Origin of the sequence: Bacillus badius NBRC 15713 (assembly GCF_001591605.1) — a bacterium.
In the GTDB taxonomy this organism is placed as follows: domain Bacteria; phylum Bacillota; class Bacilli; order Bacillales; family Domibacillaceae; genus Pseudobacillus; species Pseudobacillus badius.
Map to the genome: position 1 here is coordinate 1 of NZ_BCVF01000053.1, position 18,604 is coordinate 18,604.

General features: G+C 41.1%; 24 protein-coding genes and 1 tRNA gene. 17 read left to right on the forward strand and 8 right to left on the reverse strand.

Annotated features, from left to right (window positions below):
* The first annotated feature begins 74 nt into the window (after positions 1 to 74).
* Positions 75 to 1,289 (forward strand): ornithine--oxo-acid transaminase, encoded by a 1,215-nt coding sequence (locus BBA02S_RS17905; RefSeq protein WP_041101960.1) that lies wholly within the window; start codon positions 75 to 77, stop codon positions 1,287 to 1,289.
* A gap of 31 nt (positions 1,290 to 1,320) precedes the next feature.
* Positions 1,321 to 2,565, forward strand: a complete 1,245-nt coding sequence (locus tag BBA02S_RS17910) for a Glu/Leu/Phe/Val family dehydrogenase (protein ID WP_041101962.1) — start codon at positions 1,321 to 1,323, stop codon at positions 2,563 to 2,565.
* 95 nt (positions 2,566 to 2,660) lie between these two features.
* Here BBA02S_RS17910 and BBA02S_RS17915 read toward each other — a convergent pair whose 3' ends face one another.
* Complete coding sequence (locus BBA02S_RS17915; RefSeq protein WP_041101964.1) at positions 2,661 to 2,894, reverse strand: DUF378 domain-containing protein; 234 nt, start codon at positions 2,892 to 2,894, stop codon at positions 2,661 to 2,663.
* A gap of 363 nt (positions 2,895 to 3,257) precedes the next feature.
* Here BBA02S_RS17915 and BBA02S_RS17920 point away from each other — a divergent pair, with 363 nt between their 5' ends.
* Together BBA02S_RS17920 and BBA02S_RS17925 are read left to right on the forward strand one after the other, a co-directional pair.
* Positions 3,258 to 4,421 (forward strand): iron-containing alcohol dehydrogenase, encoded by a 1,164-nt coding sequence (locus BBA02S_RS17920; protein ID WP_041114581.1) that lies wholly within the window; start codon positions 3,258 to 3,260, stop codon positions 4,419 to 4,421.
* An 85-nt stretch (positions 4,422 to 4,506) separates the two neighbouring features.
* Positions 4,507 to 4,914, forward strand: coding sequence for a YugN-like family protein (locus tag BBA02S_RS17925; RefSeq protein WP_041101966.1), 408 nt, complete (start codon positions 4,507 to 4,509; stop codon positions 4,912 to 4,914).
* Here the strand turns inward: BBA02S_RS17925 and BBA02S_RS17930 are convergent.
* A complete protein-coding gene (locus tag BBA02S_RS17930) occupies positions 4,901 to 5,893 on the reverse strand; it encodes a potassium channel family protein (RefSeq protein ID WP_041114578.1) in 993 nt (330 codons plus the stop codon). The genes BBA02S_RS17925 and BBA02S_RS17930 overlap by 14 nt on opposite strands.
* 97 nt (positions 5,894 to 5,990) lie before the next feature.
* Between BBA02S_RS17930 and BBA02S_RS17935 the strand changes: the two genes are divergently transcribed.
* Positions 5,991 to 6,063: transfer RNA gene (locus tag BBA02S_RS17935), tRNA-Ala, on the forward strand.
* A 97-nt stretch (positions 6,064 to 6,160) separates the two neighbouring features.
* Here the strand turns inward: BBA02S_RS17935 and BBA02S_RS17940 are convergent.
* The 6 genes from BBA02S_RS17940 to BBA02S_RS17965 all read right to left on the reverse strand — a co-directional run bounded on the left by BBA02S_RS17940 (position 6,161) and on the right by BBA02S_RS17965 (position 10,308).
* Positions 6,161 to 7,333 (reverse strand): tyrosine-type recombinase/integrase, encoded by a 1,173-nt coding sequence (locus BBA02S_RS17940; protein ID WP_041114577.1) that lies wholly within the window; start codon positions 7,331 to 7,333, stop codon positions 6,161 to 6,163.
* A 165-nt stretch (positions 7,334 to 7,498) separates the two neighbouring features.
* Complete coding sequence (locus BBA02S_RS17945) at positions 7,499 to 7,705, reverse strand: hypothetical protein (RefSeq protein ID WP_041114576.1); 207 nt, start codon at positions 7,703 to 7,705, stop codon at positions 7,499 to 7,501.
* A gap of 81 nt (positions 7,706 to 7,786) precedes the next feature.
* Entirely contained in the window at positions 7,787 to 8,605 is an 819-nt protein-coding gene (locus BBA02S_RS21180; protein WP_041114575.1) for an excalibur calcium-binding domain-containing protein, read from the reverse strand.
* Positions 8,606 to 8,617: 12 nt separating this feature from the next.
* Positions 8,618 to 9,067 carry a DUF4429 domain-containing protein gene (locus tag BBA02S_RS17955; protein WP_041114574.1) on the reverse strand — a complete coding sequence of 150 codons (450 nt, stop codon included), beginning with the start codon at positions 9,065 to 9,067 and terminating at the stop codon, positions 8,618 to 8,620.
* A 315-nt stretch (positions 9,068 to 9,382) separates the two neighbouring features.
* Entirely contained in the window at positions 9,383 to 9,889 is a 507-nt protein-coding gene (locus BBA02S_RS17960; protein WP_052477442.1) for an ImmA/IrrE family metallo-endopeptidase, read from the reverse strand.
* Between the two features lie 20 nt (positions 9,890 to 9,909).
* Positions 9,910 to 10,308 carry a helix-turn-helix domain-containing protein gene (locus BBA02S_RS17965; RefSeq protein ID WP_041114573.1) on the reverse strand — a complete coding sequence of 133 codons (399 nt, stop codon included), beginning with the start codon at positions 10,306 to 10,308 and terminating at the stop codon, positions 9,910 to 9,912.
* Positions 10,309 to 10,465: 157 nt separating this feature from the next.
* Between BBA02S_RS17965 and BBA02S_RS17970 the strand changes: the two genes are divergently transcribed.
* The 12 genes from BBA02S_RS17970 to BBA02S_RS20830 all read left to right on the forward strand — a co-directional run bounded on the left by BBA02S_RS17970 (position 10,466) and on the right by BBA02S_RS20830 (position 18,582).
* The gene (locus BBA02S_RS17970; protein WP_041101980.1) at positions 10,466 to 10,696 is read left to right on the forward strand and encodes a helix-turn-helix transcriptional regulator; all 231 of its coding nucleotides are present in this window, start codon (positions 10,466 to 10,468) and stop codon (positions 10,694 to 10,696) included.
* Positions 10,697 to 10,708: 12 nt separating this feature from the next.
* On the forward strand, positions 10,709 to 11,386 hold the full coding sequence (locus BBA02S_RS17975; protein ID WP_041114572.1) for a Rha family transcriptional regulator: 678 nt from the start codon (positions 10,709 to 10,711) through the stop codon (positions 11,384 to 11,386).
* Entirely contained in the window at positions 11,387 to 11,572 is a 186-nt protein-coding gene (locus tag BBA02S_RS17980; protein ID WP_041114571.1) for a helix-turn-helix domain-containing protein, read from the forward strand. It begins immediately after the preceding gene.
* 63 nt (positions 11,573 to 11,635) lie between these two features.
* On the forward strand, positions 11,636 to 12,163 hold the full coding sequence (locus tag BBA02S_RS17985; protein WP_041114570.1) for a hypothetical protein: 528 nt from the start codon (positions 11,636 to 11,638) through the stop codon (positions 12,161 to 12,163).
* Positions 12,164 to 12,400, forward strand: coding sequence for a hypothetical protein (locus BBA02S_RS17990; RefSeq protein WP_041114569.1), 237 nt, complete (start codon positions 12,164 to 12,166; stop codon positions 12,398 to 12,400).
* Positions 12,401 to 12,598: 198 nt separating this feature from the next.
* Positions 12,599 to 12,796 carry a hypothetical protein gene (locus BBA02S_RS17995; RefSeq protein ID WP_041114568.1) on the forward strand — a complete coding sequence of 66 codons (198 nt, stop codon included), beginning with the start codon at positions 12,599 to 12,601 and terminating at the stop codon, positions 12,794 to 12,796.
* The gene (locus BBA02S_RS18000; protein WP_041114567.1) at positions 12,771 to 14,759 is read left to right on the forward strand and encodes an AAA family ATPase; all 1,989 of its coding nucleotides are present in this window, start codon (positions 12,771 to 12,773) and stop codon (positions 14,757 to 14,759) included. The genes BBA02S_RS17995 and BBA02S_RS18000 overlap by 26 nt, the downstream gene beginning before the upstream one ends.
* A gap of 1 nt (position 14,760) precedes the next feature.
* Positions 14,761 to 15,867: a hypothetical protein gene (locus BBA02S_RS18005; protein WP_041114566.1), complete on the forward strand. Its 1,107-nt coding sequence runs from the start codon at positions 14,761 to 14,763 to the stop codon at positions 15,865 to 15,867.
* On the forward strand, positions 15,867 to 16,568 hold the full coding sequence (locus BBA02S_RS18010) for an MBL fold metallo-hydrolase (RefSeq protein ID WP_041114565.1): 702 nt from the start codon (positions 15,867 to 15,869) through the stop codon (positions 16,566 to 16,568). The genes BBA02S_RS18005 and BBA02S_RS18010 overlap by 1 nt, the downstream gene beginning before the upstream one ends.
* 16 nt (positions 16,569 to 16,584) lie before the next feature.
* Positions 16,585 to 17,625, forward strand: coding sequence for a hypothetical protein (locus BBA02S_RS21385; protein ID WP_041114564.1), 1,041 nt, complete (start codon positions 16,585 to 16,587; stop codon positions 17,623 to 17,625).
* Between the two features lie 73 nt (positions 17,626 to 17,698).
* Positions 17,699 to 18,394, forward strand: a complete 696-nt coding sequence (locus tag BBA02S_RS18020; protein ID WP_052477440.1) for an ATP-binding protein — start codon at positions 17,699 to 17,701, stop codon at positions 18,392 to 18,394.
* Between the two features lie 11 nt (positions 18,395 to 18,405).
* Positions 18,406 to 18,582, forward strand: coding sequence for a hypothetical protein (locus BBA02S_RS20830; protein ID WP_156141538.1), 177 nt, complete (start codon positions 18,406 to 18,408; stop codon positions 18,580 to 18,582).
* The last annotated feature ends 22 nt before the right edge of the window (positions 18,583 to 18,604 follow it).

An 18,604-nucleotide genomic window follows, 5' to 3' on the forward strand; every position in this document is an offset into this window, starting at 1 on the left:
TAAAAGTTTCTATTGAGAGCCTCCGGTTGGGAGGCTCTTGAAGTGAAAATATGAAAATAAACGGGGGGAACAAGATGGCTAATACAGTCCAGTCACAAGATATTATCAAGCAAACAGAAAAGTACGGAGCAAACAACTACCATCCGCTGCCGATTGTTATTTCTGAAGCAGAAGGCGTTTGGGTGAAGGATCCAGAAGGTAATAAGTATATGGATATGCTTAGTGCTTACTCTGCTGTAAACCAAGGGCATCGCCATCCGAAAATTATTCAAGCGCTAAAAGATCAAGCGGACCGTGTTACTTTAACATCCCGTGCGTTTCATAATGATCAGCTTGGACCTTGGTATGAAAAAGTTTCCAAGTTAACAAACAAAGAAATGGTATTGCCAATGAATACCGGCGCTGAGGCAGTAGAAACAGCTTTAAAAGCGGCACGACGCTGGGGATACGATGTAAAAGGAATTTCTGACAACCAAGCTGAAATTATTGCTTGCGAAGGTAACTTCCATGGTCGTACAATGGGGGCAGTATCGTTGTCATCAGATGAAGAATATAAACGCGGCTTCGGACCGATGCTTCCAGGTGTCAAACTTGTTCCTTACGGTGATCTTGAGGCTCTCAAAGCAGCTATTACTCCAAATACTGCAGCCTTTATCATTGAACCGATCCAAGGAGAAGCAGGAATCAACATTCCGCCTGCAGGCTACTTAAAAGCAGCTTACGAGCTTTGCAAAGAAAACAATGTTATGTTTATAGCAGATGAAATTCAAGCGGGACTTGCTCGTTCAGGCAAAATGTTTGCTACTGAATGGGAAGGGTTCGAGCCTGATATGTACATTCTTGGCAAAGCGCTAGGAGGCGGGGTATTCCCAATCTCTTGTGTGGCAGCAAATAAAGATATCCTTGGTGTGTTCAACCCTGGTTCACACGGTTCTACTTTCGGAGGCAACCCGATGGCTTGTGCGGTTTCATTAGCTGCGATCGAAGTGCTTGAAGGAGAAAAATTGGCTGAGCGTTCTCTCGAATTAGGCGAATATTTTGTGGGCAAACTGAAAGAAATTGATAATCCAATGATTCAAGATGTACGCGGCAGAGGCTTATTTATCGGGGTAGAACTAAATGAACCGGCACGTAAGTATTGTGAAGCGTTAAAAGAAGAAGGACTGCTTTGTAAAGAAACTCATGACACGGTCATTCGTTTCGCTCCTCCACTCGTTATTACGCAAGAAGAGCTGGATTGGGCGATCGAGCGTATTCAAAAAGTGCTTTCTGTATCTGGCACGAACTAACGATTAAATAACAAAAGAGGCGAATTTCAAAATGTCGGAAAATCTAAATTTATTCACATCAACTCAGGATGTCATTAAAGAAGCTTTGGCAAAGTTGGGTTATTCGGAGGAAATGTATGAACTCTTGAAAGAGCCATTACGTATGCTGACAGTACGTATACCTGTACGTATGGATGATGGTTCAACAAAAATCTTTACCGGTTATCGCTCACAGCACAGTGACGCGGCGGGTCCTTCTAAAGGCGGCGTGCGTTTTCATCCGGATGTGAATGAAGAAGAGGTAAAAGCATTATCAATGTGGATGACGCTTAAGGCAGGAATTGTTAACTTGCCATATGGCGGCGGTAAAGGCGGAGTCGTGTGTGATCCGCGCCAAATGTCAATGGGGGAACTAGAGCGTTTAAGCCGAGGCTACGTTCGGGCAATTAGCCAAATTGTCGGCCCTACAAAAGACATTCCAGCTCCAGACGTTTATACAAACTCTCAAATTATGGCATGGATGATGGATGAATACAGCCACATTCGTGAATTTGATTCTCCAGGCTTCATCACAGGGAAACCTCTTGTTCTGGGCGGTTCCCATGGACGCGATAAAGCAACGGCAGAAGGGGTAACCATTTGTATTAAAGAAGCAGCGAAAAAACGCGGCATCGACATTCAAGGCGCGCGCGTTGTAATCCAAGGTTTCGGAAATGCTGGAAGCTTCTTAGCGAAGTTCATGCATGATGCTGGCGCGAAAGTTATCGGGATCTCTGATGCTTACGGCGCGCTTCATGATCCAAACGGCTTAGATATCGATTATTTAATTGATCGCCGTGATAGCTTTGGTACAATCACTACTTTGTTCGAAAACACAATTACAAACCAAGAATTGTTAGAAGTAGATTGTGACATTTTAGTACCGGCTGCTATTTCTAACCAAATTACAGAAAAGAATGCGGCAAATATTAAAGCCTCTATCGTTGTAGAAGCAGCAAACGGCCCGACAACGATGGAAGCGACAAAAATCTTGACGGAAAGAGGCATTCTGCTCGTTCCTGACGTGCTAGCAAGTTCAGGAGGAGTGACTGTATCTTACTTTGAGTGGGTACAAAACAACCAAGGTTATTATTGGACAGAGGAAGAAGTGCATCAAAAACTTCATGACACTTTGATCAGTGCCTTTAATAATATTTATGAAACAGCTCAAACACGCGGAGTAAATATGCGTCTGGCTGCTTACATGGTCGGAGTCCGCAGAACAGCAGAAGCTTCTAAATTCAGAGGATGGGTCTAATTAGATAACAAGCAAAAAAAGAACAGCCTCCATTAAATGAAGGCCGGTGGTCATCCACCGGCCTTTTTCTATCCATTTATAGTCAATTGAGAAAGCTACTCGCGACTTTCAAGTTTGCGATTCCTATTTACTTCTTCATCCGGTTTAAACAAGAGGGCAATGTTCACCAATCCTGCCAGCCCAACAAGTACGTAAATGATTCTTGAAAGTATAGAGTCTTGACCGCCGAAAATAGCTGCTACTAAATCAAATTGAAACAGTCCAATCAATCCCCAGTTGAGAGCTCCGATAATTGTCAATGCCAGTGCAAATCGTTGAAGCAGACTCATTTCTTTTCCTCCTTTCATCTATGACGATGTTTAGTATGCGCGAATTTATCGCTTACATACATGAAGCTAATGAATAAGATCAGCCAATGGACCTTCTTTACTCCGCATCGGCTTCTTTGCCTTTGCGTCAAGCTTCTTCTACACTCATCTTATTCCGTTCAGCCTCTTTTAGTATCTTGTCCCATCTTCTTAAACGGAATAATTGGTACATGTTGGTTATATATCCTGTTTGGAGAATTTGAAAACCTCTAATTGCAATCAAAAGTCTGTATATTGCTGAAGGAGAGTTAATTATTTTTGGGAGAATTCTGAATGTATTATAAAATTATAAAGAACAATTTTTTAAAGGGAGAGCGTGATGAGATGAATCGATTTATTCAATATAATCCGGTGAAGTGGATTTTTGGAAAAGGCTCTATTAACAGGCTGCAGGCAGAGTTATCACAGTTTGGCAAAAACATTCTGTTTGTGTATGGCGGGGGAAGCATTAAACAACACGGGGTATATGATGAGGTGATCAAACAACTAGAGGAAATGGAAGCAAACGTATACGAATTGTCTGGTGTGGAGCCTAATCCAAGGCTTGCTGTTGTCCATAAGGGAATAGGTATTTGCAAAGAAAAGAATATTGATTTTATTTTAGCTGTTGGCGGCGGCAGCGTCATTGATTCAGCTAAGGCTATTGCTGCCGGTGCAAAGTATGAAGGAGACGTATGGGAGCTAATTGCAGAGGGGAAAAAGATTAGCGAAGCCCTTCCGATTGGTACGGTGCTGACGCTTGCCGCCACCGGTTCTGAAATGAATGCAGGGCTTGTCATTACGAACGCCGATACCCGCGAGAAGATTGATTGGCATAGCCAGCATGTATTTCCTCAATTTTCAATTTGTGATCCTGCTTATACGGTGACTGTTCCGCGCGATCAAACTGCCTTTGGCGTCATTGATATCATGTGCCATATTATGGAGAACTATTTCCATCAGGGAGAGGGGACAGAACTTCAAGATGGTTTTAGTGAACAACTATTGAGAATGTTAGTGGAGACTGCACCGCGGCTGTTAGAGCAGCCTGATCAATATGAATACCGGGAAAAGGTAATGTATGCAGGAACTGTTGCACTAAATGGAACGTTGCAATCAGGTTATCGCGGTGATTGGACAGCCCATATCATCGAGCATGCGGTATCGGGCGTGCATGATATTCCTCATGCTGCCGGTCTTGCTATTTTGTTTCCGACCTGGATGGAGTATGCCCTTGACTCACGGCCGGCGCGCTTCAGCCAGTTTGCCAGCCGCGTCTTCGGGGTGAAAACTGCAGGAAGAACAGAGAGAGAAGCCGGGGTAGAGGGCATTCAAGCACTCCGGAACTTTTGGAGACATCTTGGAGCACCGGCGCACCTTTCCAATTACGGGATTAAGCATGACAGCTTGGGGGAAATAGCCGATCATGTCATGAAAAGAGGAGAGTTTGGGCGCTTTTGTCCAATGAATAGAGACGGGGTGTTATCTGTTTTGCGCGCGTCATTGTAATAAATAGCCATTAAAAATTCCGCCTGTTTGCGGAATTTTTTTTGTCGTTGGAGACACTATAAGAAAAAAGAGAGGGGATGAACATATGATTCAATTGCCTTCCTCACTAGAAGGAAAAAGCTTTAACTTGTATGATTTGGAGCTGAAGCTGAAGCCGCTCGGTTATTCGATCGGCGGCAACTGGGATTATGACCAAGGTTCCTTTGATTATAAAATCAATGATGAAGAGGGCTATCAGTTTCTGCGCCTGCCTTTTACAGCAGTGAACGGCCAGTTGGATTCTCCGGGTGCGATTGTTACATTCGGCTCTCCGTTTATTTTAGCTCATGTATATGAGCGGGGGATTGATGAATTGGCTTCTCCAGGCAACATAGGAGGAGCGTTCAATCAGTTTGCCGAACCGGAGGACAAAGATGCTGAAATCAAAGAAAAGTATGTAATAGCGGGAAAGCGGCTTCTCGAGGAAGCGGAACAAACACTCAATGCTGAATGACAAGCAGCTCATCTGACTGGCTAATTTGTAAAGAGAGCGGGGGATTGATAAAGGTTTCCCCTTCTCTTTGAATGCCGATCAGAAGAGTGCGTTCCTTTAAAAGTGTGACAGCCAACTCTCCGAAGGCAGCACCAATCCAGTCTTTTTCGGGCATTATTGGTTTTAGAAATCCGCCGTTTGCCGGGTCCATCAGGTTCATTAAAGAGGAAGAGACGCCTTCTTGCTGAATGCTGTTCAGCATGACAGAGCTTGCATGTTTATTGGTTTGAATGATTTCATCTGCTCCTGCTCGCTCAGCATTTACGACTTGATCATTTGTCAAAATTTCCACAATGCAGTGCAGAGATGGATTGCTGCCTTTTATTGCTACAAGAGTCAGAATAGAATTCATATCTGCATGCATTTCATTTTTGTTTTGATCGGATGTAACTAAAGCAGTCGCCGCGTCTTTAATATTTGCTTTTTTTAACGTTTCGTCTTTATACGGCGCTCCCTGGATAAAGTGAACTCTTTTCTCCGAGTAAGGATTAGCTCCCAGAGATTCATCAACAAGAACGATATGCCGTGAGAAGGAGAGCGTATGTAAATGATCAATAATCTCTTTTGTGCGCTCATTCCAGCCGACAATTACTAAATGGTTTTTATTCGTGTACATGGCCTTTCCCTCCCGTAAAGAATTTTGCAAGGTGACAGCAGAGGCGGCGAGATTGATGAAATAAGCGGATAAAAAGCCTGCTCCTGCGAAAATGAGCCCTATTCCGAGAATCCGGCCAGTTGTTGTTTTTGGGGCATAATCCCCAAAACCCACTGTTGAAGCGGTGACCACTGCCCACCAAATGCCCTCAAATACAGTCGGGAATGTAGCCGGCTCAATAATATGAACCGCTGTGCCGAAGAGTGTAATGAAAAAGACGGCAATAATAAAAATTCTAAGCAGAATAGGTGATTCAACGAATCTGTAATAGAGAGACTGCAGCATCCGGGCATCCTCCTTGTGAATTTAGAATATTCTTTCTTTTGTGAGGGGTCTTGCTATTTTGGGTGAAATCCATATAATAGTGAATATAGCAATGAACGGGGCATTAGCTCAGCTGGGAGAGCGCTACACTGGCAGTGTAGAGGTCAGCGGTTCGAGCCCGCTATGCTCCATTACTTAAACCCTTGCACAGCAAGGGTTTTTCTTATGTCTAAAAATAGTGAACCCAACAAAAATCAGCAAATGGGGTCCGATTGGGGACCGATTTTTTTAACCTTGCTTTTCTTGGCCTAAAAATAGCCCATCTAATTTGTCTGCAGCTTCTTGATCTGCTTTTTTTAATGCATGTCCATAAGTGTCCATTGTGATTCGTATATCAGCATGGCCGAGACGTTCTGAGATAATCTTTGCGTGTACACCTTGGTTAATCAACAAAGTAGCTGACGTGTGCCGCAGATCGTGCAAACGGATATAACGGACACCAACTCGTTCTGTAAATCGCCGCCACCAGGTGGAAGGGGTTGTTGGATAAAAATGAGTCCCGTCGATATTACAGAAGAGCCACTCATGTTCTTTTTCTACCCACCTATCTCCGGCTTTCAACCTCTCTTTTTTCAAATGAGTAATGTATTGTTTTAACTCCAAATTGACGGAAGCAGGTAAAGAAATTAGTCGTTCTGACGCTGCGCTCTTAGTGCTCTTTATAACAGGCTTTCCATTTTCCCCTCGAACAATAGCCTGATCGATAAAAATTTCTTGTTTCTCTGTATCAATTTTAGATAATTCTATGCCTAATAATTCACTTCTCCTTAATCCGGCAGCCAGAGCAAGTGAGAGAAATACACGCCAGTGTAAGGGAGCGCTTTGTGCTGCAATAAATAACTCCCGAACTTCGTCTTCATCATAGACATCAGCCCGTCTTTTTTTCTCTCCCTTTTTCGCTCTTGGTTTCTTGATTGCGGCCACTGGATTCTCTTTAATCTTCTTCCAATCCACTGCCCGCTGAAAAACATCCCGAAGAATCCGGTAAAGATATTGTTTGCTGCCGGTAGAAAGTTCTCCTTGCCCGTTCACTCGTTTGGCTTCCGTGAGAAATTTCATTACATGGATCGGTTTGACATCACTTAGCCGCATAGAACCAAAAAATGGAAGAATGTGATTTTTAAGATACATACGATAGCTTTCTAAAGTTTGCTCGCCAAGTTCTTTAACACCGTGATGCTTTTGCCACTCATCTACAAAATCGGAGAAGAGCATTTTTTCCGGTGTAATGTATTCTCCGCTTTCTATTTCAGTAACAAACTTCGCAAGCTCCTTTCTAGCCTCCGTAATTCCCTTACATTTCACTGTTTTTCGCCTTTTAATCCTATTACCCTCATGATCATATCCAAGCTCTACAGTGAGCCGATAGGAGCCTTTCCCGCGCTTCTCGATACTAGCCATGTGATTACCTCCCTTTGTTTTCTATCTTTTCGGCTTTAATTGTATTATTCAATCCTGATGCAACTACAAAAGAGTAGCTGCATCTTCCATGAACAGCCGCCTGAAATACAGCTTTCAAACCTAGATAAAACTAAGAATATATGTTCTGTTTGTTAGTAAAAAAAATTAATCCTTCTCATTGTTATTAACTGAAGCAGCATAATCGCTGAGCTTCCTAGGAATAGGATTACCAGGGAATTCTCCATAGAGTTCACCATCTTTCATGTATACTCTTTCGAAAACGGGAACTCGAATCAAATCATGGTTTGCAGAGTTTTTTAAGGCCTCTCTTTTCAATTTCTCAGCTCTTTTGATTTCGAATTCAGACATCATATAAAATCTCTCCTTTTGCGAATGTATGTTCTTTTTGTAAGTGAAAGAAAAGCCCAAAAAGGGCAATTCCATTTCGGATGCTTATTGTTCACAAGCAACTCCGTCTCCTTCTCGGTCGAGGTGAGAGCCGTAACCAGGGTCACCTCGATAAATAGGAGCAGCACCGGCTGCGCGAACAGCTGCACAATTTTTGTAATATACATTTTCTTGTTGAGTTTCTAAATCTTCTGCTGGTTCTTCAATTTGTTCATCTTCTGTTTCTGAGATAGTTGTTGATTTATCATCTTTTAAAACGATAGGTTTATTAGAAGTCTCCTCTTTCTCTGTTTCATCAATGTCTTTTTGCTTAACAACAGGTTTTGCGACTTCTTCTTTTTTATTAACAACATCCTGCTTTTCTTCTTCTTTTTTTACAATTTTTCTTTCTTCATTGTCGTTACCATTAAAAAAGCCAATAATTAAGAACAGGACTAGTAAATAGCCTACAACAGCAGTGATTTGTTTCCATCTTTTATTCGATCGAAACCCCAGTATTTTTTGATAAAATATGCGAGGGATTTTAGTAAATGAATCCTTTTTTTCGTCCTCAAGAAATCTCTGGACTTCTTTTCCATTGTTACCTGTAACGAATTTCACTCCATCTATAGAGAAGATAGATTTTAGTGCGAAGTGGTCAACTTCTCCATGTTTTTCTTTAGGCCAAAAAATTTCACCCGTTCTTACGAGAATCTGTTTATCTACTAGTTTATAAGTAATAAGCTTGTCCCTAGTGAAAGCACCAAATTCACTTGTATTTAGCTTTTCGCCAATACTTGCATATTCAATCATCCAAGCCTCTGGGTGTTTCTCTCTAATATAACGTTTGGTTAATACTGCTTCTGACTCCTTTTTTTCGCTCACAATAGTCACCCCTTAACTAAGTAGCTTTTGTTTCTGTTGCTGAAATTCTTCTTCAGTTAACACACCTTCATTTTTCAGAGTCAATAACTTTTTTAATTCATCTGCTAGAGAAGGGGAAGAGCTCTCTTGTTTTCTTTCTGTATAAATTTTTCTTTCTACTGCTGCTTTTAATTCCTCAGCCATTCCCTGTTCTTTCTTTGAAAACATAATCGTATTTTCATCCCCAGCAGTATAGATGCCTTTTACATCTTTATTACCAGTGACACCAAACTGTATAAATCCAGCTTTAATAGCGGATGCAGGAATGATCTTCACGCTGGATATCATACTTAACTTAATAGTTTTTTCTCCCTTTAATCCAGAAGATCTATTAAAAAAACCTTTTCTATCAATGCGGAGGTTTTCAGAATCGATTGTTACAGTGGTTTTTCCGCCGTGTTTGAATTCGAATGTACTCATCATTTCAGTCCTTTCGCAAAATTTTCAGTTACAAATAGTAGGTTTTTTACACCGAAAAAAGGTACATGAGAATGTAAATGCAATGTACATGAGAATGTAAATGAGAGAAAACCTGTAAACCATTGATATGACTGCATTTAAAGGCTGTTATTTTTTTACAATGTAAATGAGGATGTCAATCCAATGTAAATGAGAATGTAAATCTTATTAGTTAACAGCAATATAACAACAATAACAGCAATATATAAATATAACGTTGATCTCTCTGTCGAAAGTTCTTTCGACCATCCAGATTATGAAAATAATCCCATGCAGTAGTTAAAATAAAGACACGCTATTGCGTGTTGTCGATGAATAGAAGCAGCTTCTGTTTTTAATTTGTTCAATCCTTGTTTTACAGAGTTCTGTACTTACACCAAACAATTCTGCCATGTGCTGTTCTAAGTCATGCTGGTCAAAATCAATATACTTCAATAGGTGATGAGGAACAGCAGCATATTTTACAAAGTTCTGAGCATCCCACTCTTGTAAATCGCGAAAAGCCTTAGGCATAATACTTTGCTGGCCGCAATGCCTCAATATGTGACAGAGTTCATGGAAAAACATTTCTCGCTGCTTTTCTTGTGTTGCTCTACAGTCGATTGTAATTCCTAGATAGTTGCCGACTATTTCAAAAAAAGACGGACGTGGTTTCCTATGCAGAAAGATTCTTAATTTCTTAGCAATAAACTCTTCATTAATTTGACTAGGATGGAAAATTTCTAATTTTATGTAAAGTTGAGTAACCCAATCTTCAAGAGGGGTTGTGTGGTAATTACTAAGCACAAAAACACTCCTTGCACAAGTTAGTCATCGAAATCGGATTCGTTTCGTTCCTTGGCTTTATGGGCCACCCATTCAAAGTGTTTTCTAATTTCCTCAACATCTTCTCGAGAAAGTTTTTTCCACTGTTCTATGTCAAAGAAGCCAAAGCTTTCTATCCCGTATTCTTTTACCATTCGGTTAATTTCTGCCAATGAATTAAATTCTTCTTCACTTGGTTTAGGATCATCAGTTCTCCCGAGCAAATAGTCAGTGGTTGTTTCAAGTTTTTCAGCTATAAGCTTGAGGGTTGAATTATCAGGCTCTCTGTTACCAGCTTCATAGTTAGAGTATGTGCTCCTAGGTATTCCTAAACGTTTAGCAAATTCCTGCTGTGTATATTTTTTTGCTTTTCTTAATGAGATTAACCTATCAACAAGCACGCTCACCCCTCCTTTTCATTAATATTATAGCGCTTCAATTTGAAATATAAATATTTTGTTTCGAAGTGAATCAAAAAATAGTTGACTTCTTCGAAATGAAGCATTAAGATATAACTATAAAATGCTTCAAAACGAATCAGAAAGGCGGTGATTAACTTTGAGGTCATGGTTAGTTAATATACGCAAAGGTAAAGAAATGACACAAAATGAAGTATCACAGTTATCGGGTGTCAGTAGAAGTGCTTATTCTAATATAGAGATCGGTGTAAGATCTCCAAGTGTAGAAACAGCAAAAAGAATTGCTAACGTGTTGGAATTTGAATGGACTCTTTTTTTCACGAGTGAATGTCCCGTATTGAAGCAAAAAGATCCAAAAAAAGCTATCTAAGGAGTGATCAACTTGAATCAACTAGTCTTTATCGAAAACGGCCAGCCAGTGACAGATAGCCTAACGGTCGCGGAAGTCTTTGAAAAAAGACACGATGTTGTGTTGCGAGATATCCGAAACCTGGACTGCAGCCCTGAATTTAATCTCCACAATTTTGCGGAGATCGATTACACCGATGATCGTAACCGCACTTATAAAAAGTTTCTCATTAAAAAAGATGGACTTGCCTTCCTTGTGATGGGTTACACCGGCAAGAAGGCTGCTGAGTATAAGGAGGCCTACATCCAAGAGTTTAACCGGATGGAGCAACAGCTTCGAAGTAAAGTTCATGTACTCGATGACCGTACAGCATTGATCCAGTCAATGAAACTTACAGTGGAGACGGCCGAGAAACAGAACGAAATGCAGAATCTGCTTAACACTCATCAATCAAAGATCAACCAACTTGAAGAAAAAATCGAAGAGCAAATAACGCTCACATCCGGCGAGCAGAGACGTTTGCAAAAAGCGGTCGCTTCAAAAGTGTACGAGCTTTGTGACGATCCTGCTGAGCGGCCAAGATTGTTCCGTGAAGTATATCGGGAAATTAAAGATCGGTTTGGCGTTGCCAGCTACAAGGATGTAAAGCAGAAAGAGCTTCAATCAGCTATTCGGTACATTGAAAACTGGATTCCAAGGAGGGTTAGCTAAATGTCTACTCAACCACTTACACCACAACAGATAGCAGATTATCTCGGCGTCACTAGAGAGACCATTTACCGCATGGTGAGGAAGAACGAAATTCCTCACTTCAAAATTCGCAGTCGTATTTTCTTCTCAAAAGAAACAATCGATGCTTGGATTCGCGATCAAGAACAGCAAGCTATTGGTATGTGATTCTAGCATACTACCAAGTTATGTATTGAGAAATTGACAATTAAATACAAAGGAGAAAGAGGCATGATTAAAAAATCAGCGGATGTCGGAAGAGCAGTAACCAGTTTGCTTGAGGAGGAGGGAATGACGAACGGACAAATGGCGTTTGATCTGAATGTGTCTGCCCAACTGATTAGTCATTACAAACACGACAGGCGGCCGATGCAGCAGGACATAGCGAAGGATTCGCTTGAAATTTATCATGATAGCCCTGAGTACAGAGGTGATTTACTGCACAACTTCTCCCACGGCTATACGTCACCAGTTTTTCGTGGCAAAGCTATTGAACGTCACAGGTTGGCTATAGAAGCGAACGCAGAAAGGGAAATCAAAGAAGCTTTGCAAAAGATTGAAGAGGTTTGTCTTGCTAAACCTCCCGGGGCTGCCACCGCGGAAGAGCGGGAGAGCATTGAAAAGTTAATGGACGAACTGGTTGAGGCCAGAGCGTTTATCGACAACTTGGTAATGATGCTCGAAAAGGAATATAACATTCCGATTATGAAACGGATTCAGCGATTATTACCTAAATGGAAATCGAAAGGTTGGATTTGAATGACGACTGAAATAAAAGAAAAACGGTGTGCGCATGGCCTGCTGTATCGCATGGAGGAGTGCTTAGTGGAAGGAAACTTGGATGAAGCGGAACGTACGGCATTTGATTTTCTTAAATCGATCAGGGAGCTAAAGAAGCTGCAGAAAGCAAAAGAAAATCGGGAGCAGTTAGAGAGAGTGATCCAGCGTCTACAGGAGCAAGGCATTCTAGTTGAGCGAGTAGCGAGAATTGGATAGGGGGATGAACCGTGCAAACAGATATATTGATCGGATTAGCGATTTTCTTATCATTCGTTGGAGGATATTACTGGTGCCTGGCAACAGAGGAAACCAAAAAAGAACAAAAATAAAAGACCCCTGTTCGCAGCAGGAGTCAAAGGCTTTAAAAAATTAAGTTATCCCTATTATATCACAAGTTAAAGAGGGGGAGCAATCATGTGTTTTGACACTAAAAACGGCCCAGTGTACGAGCCGGAAAATCAATTACTGAATGGTCTTTATCAAGCTTTGAAAAAACATGCACCGACTATAGAAGGCAGCCCGTTATTCGAAGATTTATTAAACGTTTATGAAGCACTGGAAATTGATCTGAAGGAGGAAAATAAAAATGGCAAAACAATTAAAATTGCTTAGTCTTTCGCTGAAAAATTTCAAGGGTGTTCGTGCTTTTACACTTGAAACCAGCGGAGATAATGTTCGTGTGTTCGGTGACAATGCCACTGGAAAAACCACAGTGTTTGATGCGTTCGTTTGGTTGCTATTCGATAAAGACAGCCAAAACAAAAAGGACTTTTCAATAAAAACCCTTGATGAAAATGGACAAGAGCTTCACGGCCTAGAGCATGAAGTAGAAAGCACGCTTCTAATTGATGGACAAGCAGTGACTCTTAGGAAAGTTTATAAAGAAAAGTGGACGAAAAAACGAGGGTCAGCAACGTCAGAATTCACTGGACATACCACAGATTACTTTATTGATTCTGTACCAGTGAAGAAAAAGGAGTTCGCTGAAAAAATCGCTTCGATTATCGATGAGGACATTTTTAAATTGTTAACTTCTCCTTCCTACTTTAATGAGCAGTTAAAGTGGCAGGATCGACGGAAAACCCTATTAGAAATTTGTGGGGACATCACAGATGAAGAAGTGATTAGAAATAATCAATCATTAACAAATCTCCCGGCAATTCTTCAAGGTCGAAGCATTGAAGATCAAAGAAAGATCATTGCAGCTAAGCGCTCTGATATTAACAAAGAACTCGAAAAGATTCCAGTGCGTATTGATGAAATTCAGCGTTCTCTTCCAGATGTAACCGACTTTAACAAAGTAGCTATTGAGTCGGAAATTGATCAAATGAACAGTCAGATCGAAGAAAAACAGGACCTTATTTCAAATATCCGGAACGGAAATGCCATTGCTCAAAAACAGAAAGCTGTTCAAGAAATCGAAATCGAACTTCTTCAGATCAAACAACAACATGAAGCTGGTTCTAAAGATGAAATTTACAGCTTAAAAGCGCGCATTCAGGAAGAAGAGTCAAACGTTTCTATTCTGAATTCTAAGCTAGAGAACGTCAAAAATAGCAAGCGCCACAATGACGAAAATATCAAGCGAATTGATGAGCAATTAGCGCAATTACGCCAAGAGTGGCATGAAGTGAATAGCCAAGAATTTACCCATAACGATCAATGCGAATGCCCGACTTGTGGTCAGTCACTTCCGGAAGAACAGGTTACAAGCGCTCGGGAGAAAGCATTGGCTCAATTTAATCTTACTAAGTCTAAAAAGCTTGAGGAGATTACAAACAAAGGCAAGCAAGGCGGAGAACGTAAACAAGAGTTTCTTGATAATAACGAAGTTTTGACTAAAGAGTACGAAAAACTTAACGGTCAAATTTCTGAAAAACATACGCTCATTGAAAAATTGAAGGATCAATTAACGCAACTCGAAAGCGTGGTTGTAGATATCACTGAAAATGCTCAGTATACCGCGAAACTTCAAGAAAAACAGAATATCCAGCAAGATATTCATGAATTAAAGACAGCTGCAGATCAATCGATTCAGAGCATCCAACTAGAGATTATTGAGTTGAAATCTAATAGGGATCGTCTACAAGCTGAACTAGGCAAGTTTGCAGCGCTTAGTCAGTCAGAAGATCGTATTCATGAACTGGAGGCGCAGGAGAGACAGTTGGCGGCTGAATACGAGGATCTGGAACAGCAACTTTACTTAACAGAAGAGTTTATCCGTACAAAAGTTAACTTGTTAGAAGAAAAGATTAATAGCAAGTTTAAATATGCTCGATTTAAGCTCTTTGAAACGCAGATCAACGGTGGATTGACTGAGGTATGCAAGACTACATTCAGCGGCGTACCTTACGATAGCGGTCTGAACAACGCAGCTAAGATCAACGTTGGATTGGATATCATCAATACATTGTCACAGCATTACAATTTCCTAGCACCGATCTTCGTTGATAATGCAGAAGCAGTTACGAAACTTATAGATTCAGATTCACAATTAATCAGCCTAGTTGTCAGTGAGAAGGACAAACAGTTAAGGGTTGAAACCCAACAAGATGTTATGAAGGAGGCTATCTAATATGGCAGAGCAACAGAATCAGTATTCGACAGCATTAACTAAGATTAGTAACACATTTTTTCCAATGATCGAAACCCAGCTTACAGGCAACGGATTAAATATGGACCAATATTCAAAGCAATGCGTTATGAGCGCTATATCGAGTATTAATTCAGTTCTTGATTCAAAGGGAGTCAGCTGGCAGGATCAGCAGCTAGATAAAAGTAATGTTACGCAAACTCTATTAACAGTGGCAGCACTTAAGTTGAATTCAGCAGCTAATCCGCGTGAAGTGTACTTCCAAATGCGAAACAGCAAAAAGAAAGTGGACGGGAAAGACGTTTGGGTCAAGCAAATTGAAATGGGGATTGAGGGGGATGGCAACGATGCCATTCTCTCCAATTTTGGCCGAGGAGTAAAAGAAGTGCATCAGTATTGGTTAGTCCGTTCAGAAGATAAGTTCGAATACCCAACATATCGGGGAATTGAAATGGAACCTCCAATGTGGCAACCAACGGGCCGAGGGGAAGTAGTCCGTGTGGTTTATCCGATTACAAAAGATAGTGGTCAAGTGGAATACTACATCGCTGAGCGTGAGGATGTTGTAAAAAACTTGATCGCTCATATCAACAATAACTTAATGAATGAAACCTTTGGAATTGCCAAAAGCCGCTTTGATGCAACAGCTGCTCAAAAGAAGCAGATCGATTCAAAAAAACAAGAAATCCTTAAAAGAGTAAAAGAACTCGGATTAAAAGCGCTGGATGATGAGGAACTGCAGCAGTATATCAGCCCAGCGTGGAAAGATCCGCAAAGTAGAGAATCAATGATCATTCGTAAGATGCGGAATAACATCGTCAAAAAGATTCCTAAGAACTTCGGAAATGCCTTTGTAGAAATGACATACAGCGAGGCGGAAGATGAATCCTACTCCCGTATTCGAAAAGAAGTGAATGAAAATGCAAATCAAGAAATGTTGGATATCGATACTGGATCACCAAATGAGGAGTCTCCAGAAACTGAAATTATTGATCCAGAACCAACAATAAATAAACAACCTGAAGAAACGCTAAAGAAAAACGAGCAAGTGATTATTGATGCAGCTGGAACTGAAGGACCTGGATTCTGATGATTGAGATTAGAACTCTGGCTACAGGAAGCAAAGGGAACTGCTATCACATTACAGATGGTAGCACTCCCTTGCTCCTGGAGTGCGGTATAAGGTTTAAGGACATTCAGAAACAACTTAATTTCAAGACTTCTAACCTTGCAGGTTGTTTAGTAACGCATGAGCATAAAGACCATTGTGCGGGCTTACAGGACGTTCTCAAAGCCGGAATAAACACTTACATGTCAGCTGGTACAGCTGAAGCGATCGGCATTCATCATCATCGTATTAAAAAAGTGGAAGCGAAAAAGCAATTTCAGCTTGGTACATGGACCATATTGCCTTTCGATGTTCAACATGATGTATCGGAACCATTCGGCTTCCTGCTAGCCAATCAAGCCGGTGACAAGCTTTTGTTCGCTACTGATACCTATTACATCAAATACAAGTTTAACGGCCTTACACACTTGATGGTTGAGTGTAACTATTCCATGAAAATCCTTTACGAAAATGTTAGTGCTGGCCGCATTCCGAAGGTGTTAAAGAAACGTGTTATGCAATCACATTTTAGCCTTGAGAACTTCAAAGAGTTTCTGCAAGAAAACGATCTATCGAAGGTACAGGAGATATGGATGCTGCATCTCAGCGACACTAACAGCAACGAGGAACAGTTTAAACAAGAAATACAGGAACTTACCGGAAAAATGATTTATGTTCCGTAACAAGGAGTGATCGAGGTTGGAAAACAACATACAGGCATCGGGGTTCGTCATCCAGCCTCGATTGCAGTTTCAACATATACGGGATCAAATGATCTATCAGTATTTGGTTGCAAAGGCCAGCTACAAAGCTACGGGCAGCATAAAGGCCGGGCAAACGATTATTGTGATCGCAGAGTTGGAAAAAGAACTGGATTGGACTAGGCGTAAAATCAATAAATCACTGAACCGCCTGGTGGAAGAGCAGCTTATTTCTATGAAAACCTTACCTCAAAAACGAGGGGTCTTAATAACAGTGGCTGGGTACGAATCGTTCCAAAAGTTAGAAAGCTATACGAAAAAGCAAAAAAATGTACATGAAGATGTACAAGAGGATGTCAATGAAGATGTAAATGAGGATAACAACGAAAAGCCTTGTGGCTCTAGGGGTGAAGACATGCCAGAAAACAAAAGTGTAAATGAGAATGTCAATGAGGATGTAAAAGAGAATGCACAACTTAATAATATAACAGCATTTATAAACAGCATTACTAACATCAGTAAACCATTAAAAGATTATATCGCCGAAGCCAACGTGAAAAGCATGAATTTGACTTCTGTTGAGGACATTGAAACCTTTGTTGACTTCGCTTTGCGAACCAACGCTTTGCCAGCTGGTACATCTAAGAAAATATTAATCTCTTACTTTGACTGTATTCGTTTAACGAGGACTACCTGCAATATCTCAGCAAAGTTACTGGCTAATTTTATTGAGAAGCTTCAAAAATACAGCATCAATCAAATTCATTACGCGCTCTGGAAGCATGTCATGGACCATGACGACAAAAAAGAAGCCTATACACTAGGCATTTTGCGGAACGTGAAGGAGCCGGAAGCAAGACGCGGGCTAATGATCTTGAAAAACAAGAAAGGGGCATTGCCGAATGGAATTGATGGACAGCTTGTTACAGCGGTTGGAGCGGAAAAATCCAGCACTAGCGCAGAAGCTGAAAGACTCGAACGAATTGCAAGAGAAAAAGGTCTTCTCAGAGAGGTACGAGACACTGAGTTCGATTTCTGACGAATGCCCTTATCGCCAATGTGATGGAACCGGGCTTATCTGGATTAGGGATCACGAAAAAAATCGTGAGTTTATGGAAAAGTGCAAGTGTCGAGAGATCAAGGCTTTAGAACGCAAACTCTCAGCTGCGCAGATGCCGGATGAATTTAAGAATATAACCATCAAATCTTTCGACATCAATATTTATGAGCAGGAAGAGTCGAGATTACGCGCAGCCCAAGCGAAACGAATTGCTGGCAACTTTGTAAAAAAGTTCGACTTGATGAAAGAACAAGGCAAAGGACTTTACCTATACAGCTCGATCAAAGGGAGCGGAAAAACGAGGCTGGCAGCTGGCATCTTAAATGCTCTGTTGAAAACGCAAGATTCAAATGAGCAGCCATTGAGCATTTACTATTCTCCAACAGCTGATTTGATTGGCGAGATCAAAAAAACGTTTTCGGAAGAATCAAACATAAAGTCATCAGACATCATTGATTCAGTGAAGAAGGTAGATGTGCTGATCCTGGACGATATCGGAGTGGAGAAGGTAACTGACTGGGTGGAAGAAACTTTCACGCGAATTTTAGACTTCCGCCTGCAGCACCAAAAAATCACGATCTTTACAAGCAATCTCAGCATCGATGAGCTGGATGACAAATACCCGCAGGGCCGGATTAGCAGCCGTATTGAAAAGATGACTTATCCTGTCCACATGCCGGAAGAAAAGATTCGTAGCAAGCTGGCTAAACAAGAAAACGAAAATCTACTGGGTTTATTACTCGAATAGGGGGAGACGAAATGTGTAAATTATGCAACGGCACTTATGTTGATAAAGGCGGCAGTGGTTCTTTAAGGTTTGTCCAGCCTTGTCCGAACTGTGGACCAATGCCAGAGGCAGTTTGGAAGAAACGCCAGGCAGATTTTAGGAAACGGTTTGAAGAAGCTAAGCGTCTGGTTGGAAAGGAAGTCAGTTGATGGCAGTTAAAGGAAAAGCAAA

Excerpts from the sequence above, each read along its gene's own strand:
- BBA02S_RS17905 (WP_041101960.1), top strand. The coding sequence starts at position 75 with ATGGCTAATACAGTCCAGTCACAAGATATTATCAAGCAAACAGAAAAG.
- BBA02S_RS17910 (WP_041101962.1), top strand. The coding sequence starts at position 1,321 with ATGTCGGAAAATCTAAATTTATTCACATCAACTCAGGATGTCATTAAA.
- BBA02S_RS17915 (WP_041101964.1), bottom strand. The coding sequence starts at position 2,894 with ATGAGTCTGCTTCAACGATTTGCACTGGCATTGACAATTATCGGAGCT.
- BBA02S_RS17920 (WP_041114581.1), top strand. The coding sequence starts at position 3,258 with ATGAATCGATTTATTCAATATAATCCGGTGAAGTGGATTTTTGGAAAA.
- BBA02S_RS17925 (WP_041101966.1), top strand. The coding sequence starts at position 4,507 with ATGATTCAATTGCCTTCCTCACTAGAAGGAAAAAGCTTTAACTTGTAT.
- BBA02S_RS17930 (WP_041114578.1), bottom strand. The coding sequence starts at position 5,893 with ATGCTGCAGTCTCTCTATTACAGATTCGTTGAATCACCTATTCTGCTT.
- BBA02S_RS17940 (WP_041114577.1), bottom strand. The coding sequence starts at position 7,333 with ATGGCTAGTATCGAGAAGCGCGGGAAAGGCTCCTATCGGCTCACTGTA.
- BBA02S_RS17945 (WP_041114576.1), bottom strand. The coding sequence starts at position 7,705 with ATGATGTCTGAATTCGAAATCAAAAGAGCTGAGAAATTGAAAAGAGAG.
- BBA02S_RS17955 (WP_041114574.1), bottom strand. The coding sequence starts at position 9,067 with ATGATGAGTACATTCGAATTCAAACACGGCGGAAAAACCACTGTAACA.
- BBA02S_RS17980 (WP_041114571.1), top strand. The coding sequence starts at position 11,387 with ATGTCTACTCAACCACTTACACCACAACAGATAGCAGATTATCTCGGC.
- BBA02S_RS17985 (WP_041114570.1), top strand. The coding sequence starts at position 11,636 with ATGATTAAAAAATCAGCGGATGTCGGAAGAGCAGTAACCAGTTTGCTT.
- BBA02S_RS17990 (WP_041114569.1), top strand. The coding sequence starts at position 12,164 with ATGACGACTGAAATAAAAGAAAAACGGTGTGCGCATGGCCTGCTGTAT.
- BBA02S_RS17995 (WP_041114568.1), top strand. The coding sequence starts at position 12,599 with ATGTGTTTTGACACTAAAAACGGCCCAGTGTACGAGCCGGAAAATCAA.
- BBA02S_RS18000 (WP_041114567.1), top strand. The coding sequence starts at position 12,771 with ATGGCAAAACAATTAAAATTGCTTAGTCTTTCGCTGAAAAATTTCAAG.
- BBA02S_RS18005 (WP_041114566.1), top strand. The coding sequence starts at position 14,761 with ATGGCAGAGCAACAGAATCAGTATTCGACAGCATTAACTAAGATTAGT.
- BBA02S_RS18010 (WP_041114565.1), top strand. The coding sequence starts at position 15,867 with ATGATTGAGATTAGAACTCTGGCTACAGGAAGCAAAGGGAACTGCTAT.
- BBA02S_RS18020 (WP_052477440.1), top strand. The coding sequence starts at position 17,699 with ATGGAAAAGTGCAAGTGTCGAGAGATCAAGGCTTTAGAACGCAAACTC.
- BBA02S_RS20830 (WP_156141538.1), top strand. The coding sequence starts at position 18,406 with ATGTGTAAATTATGCAACGGCACTTATGTTGATAAAGGCGGCAGTGGT.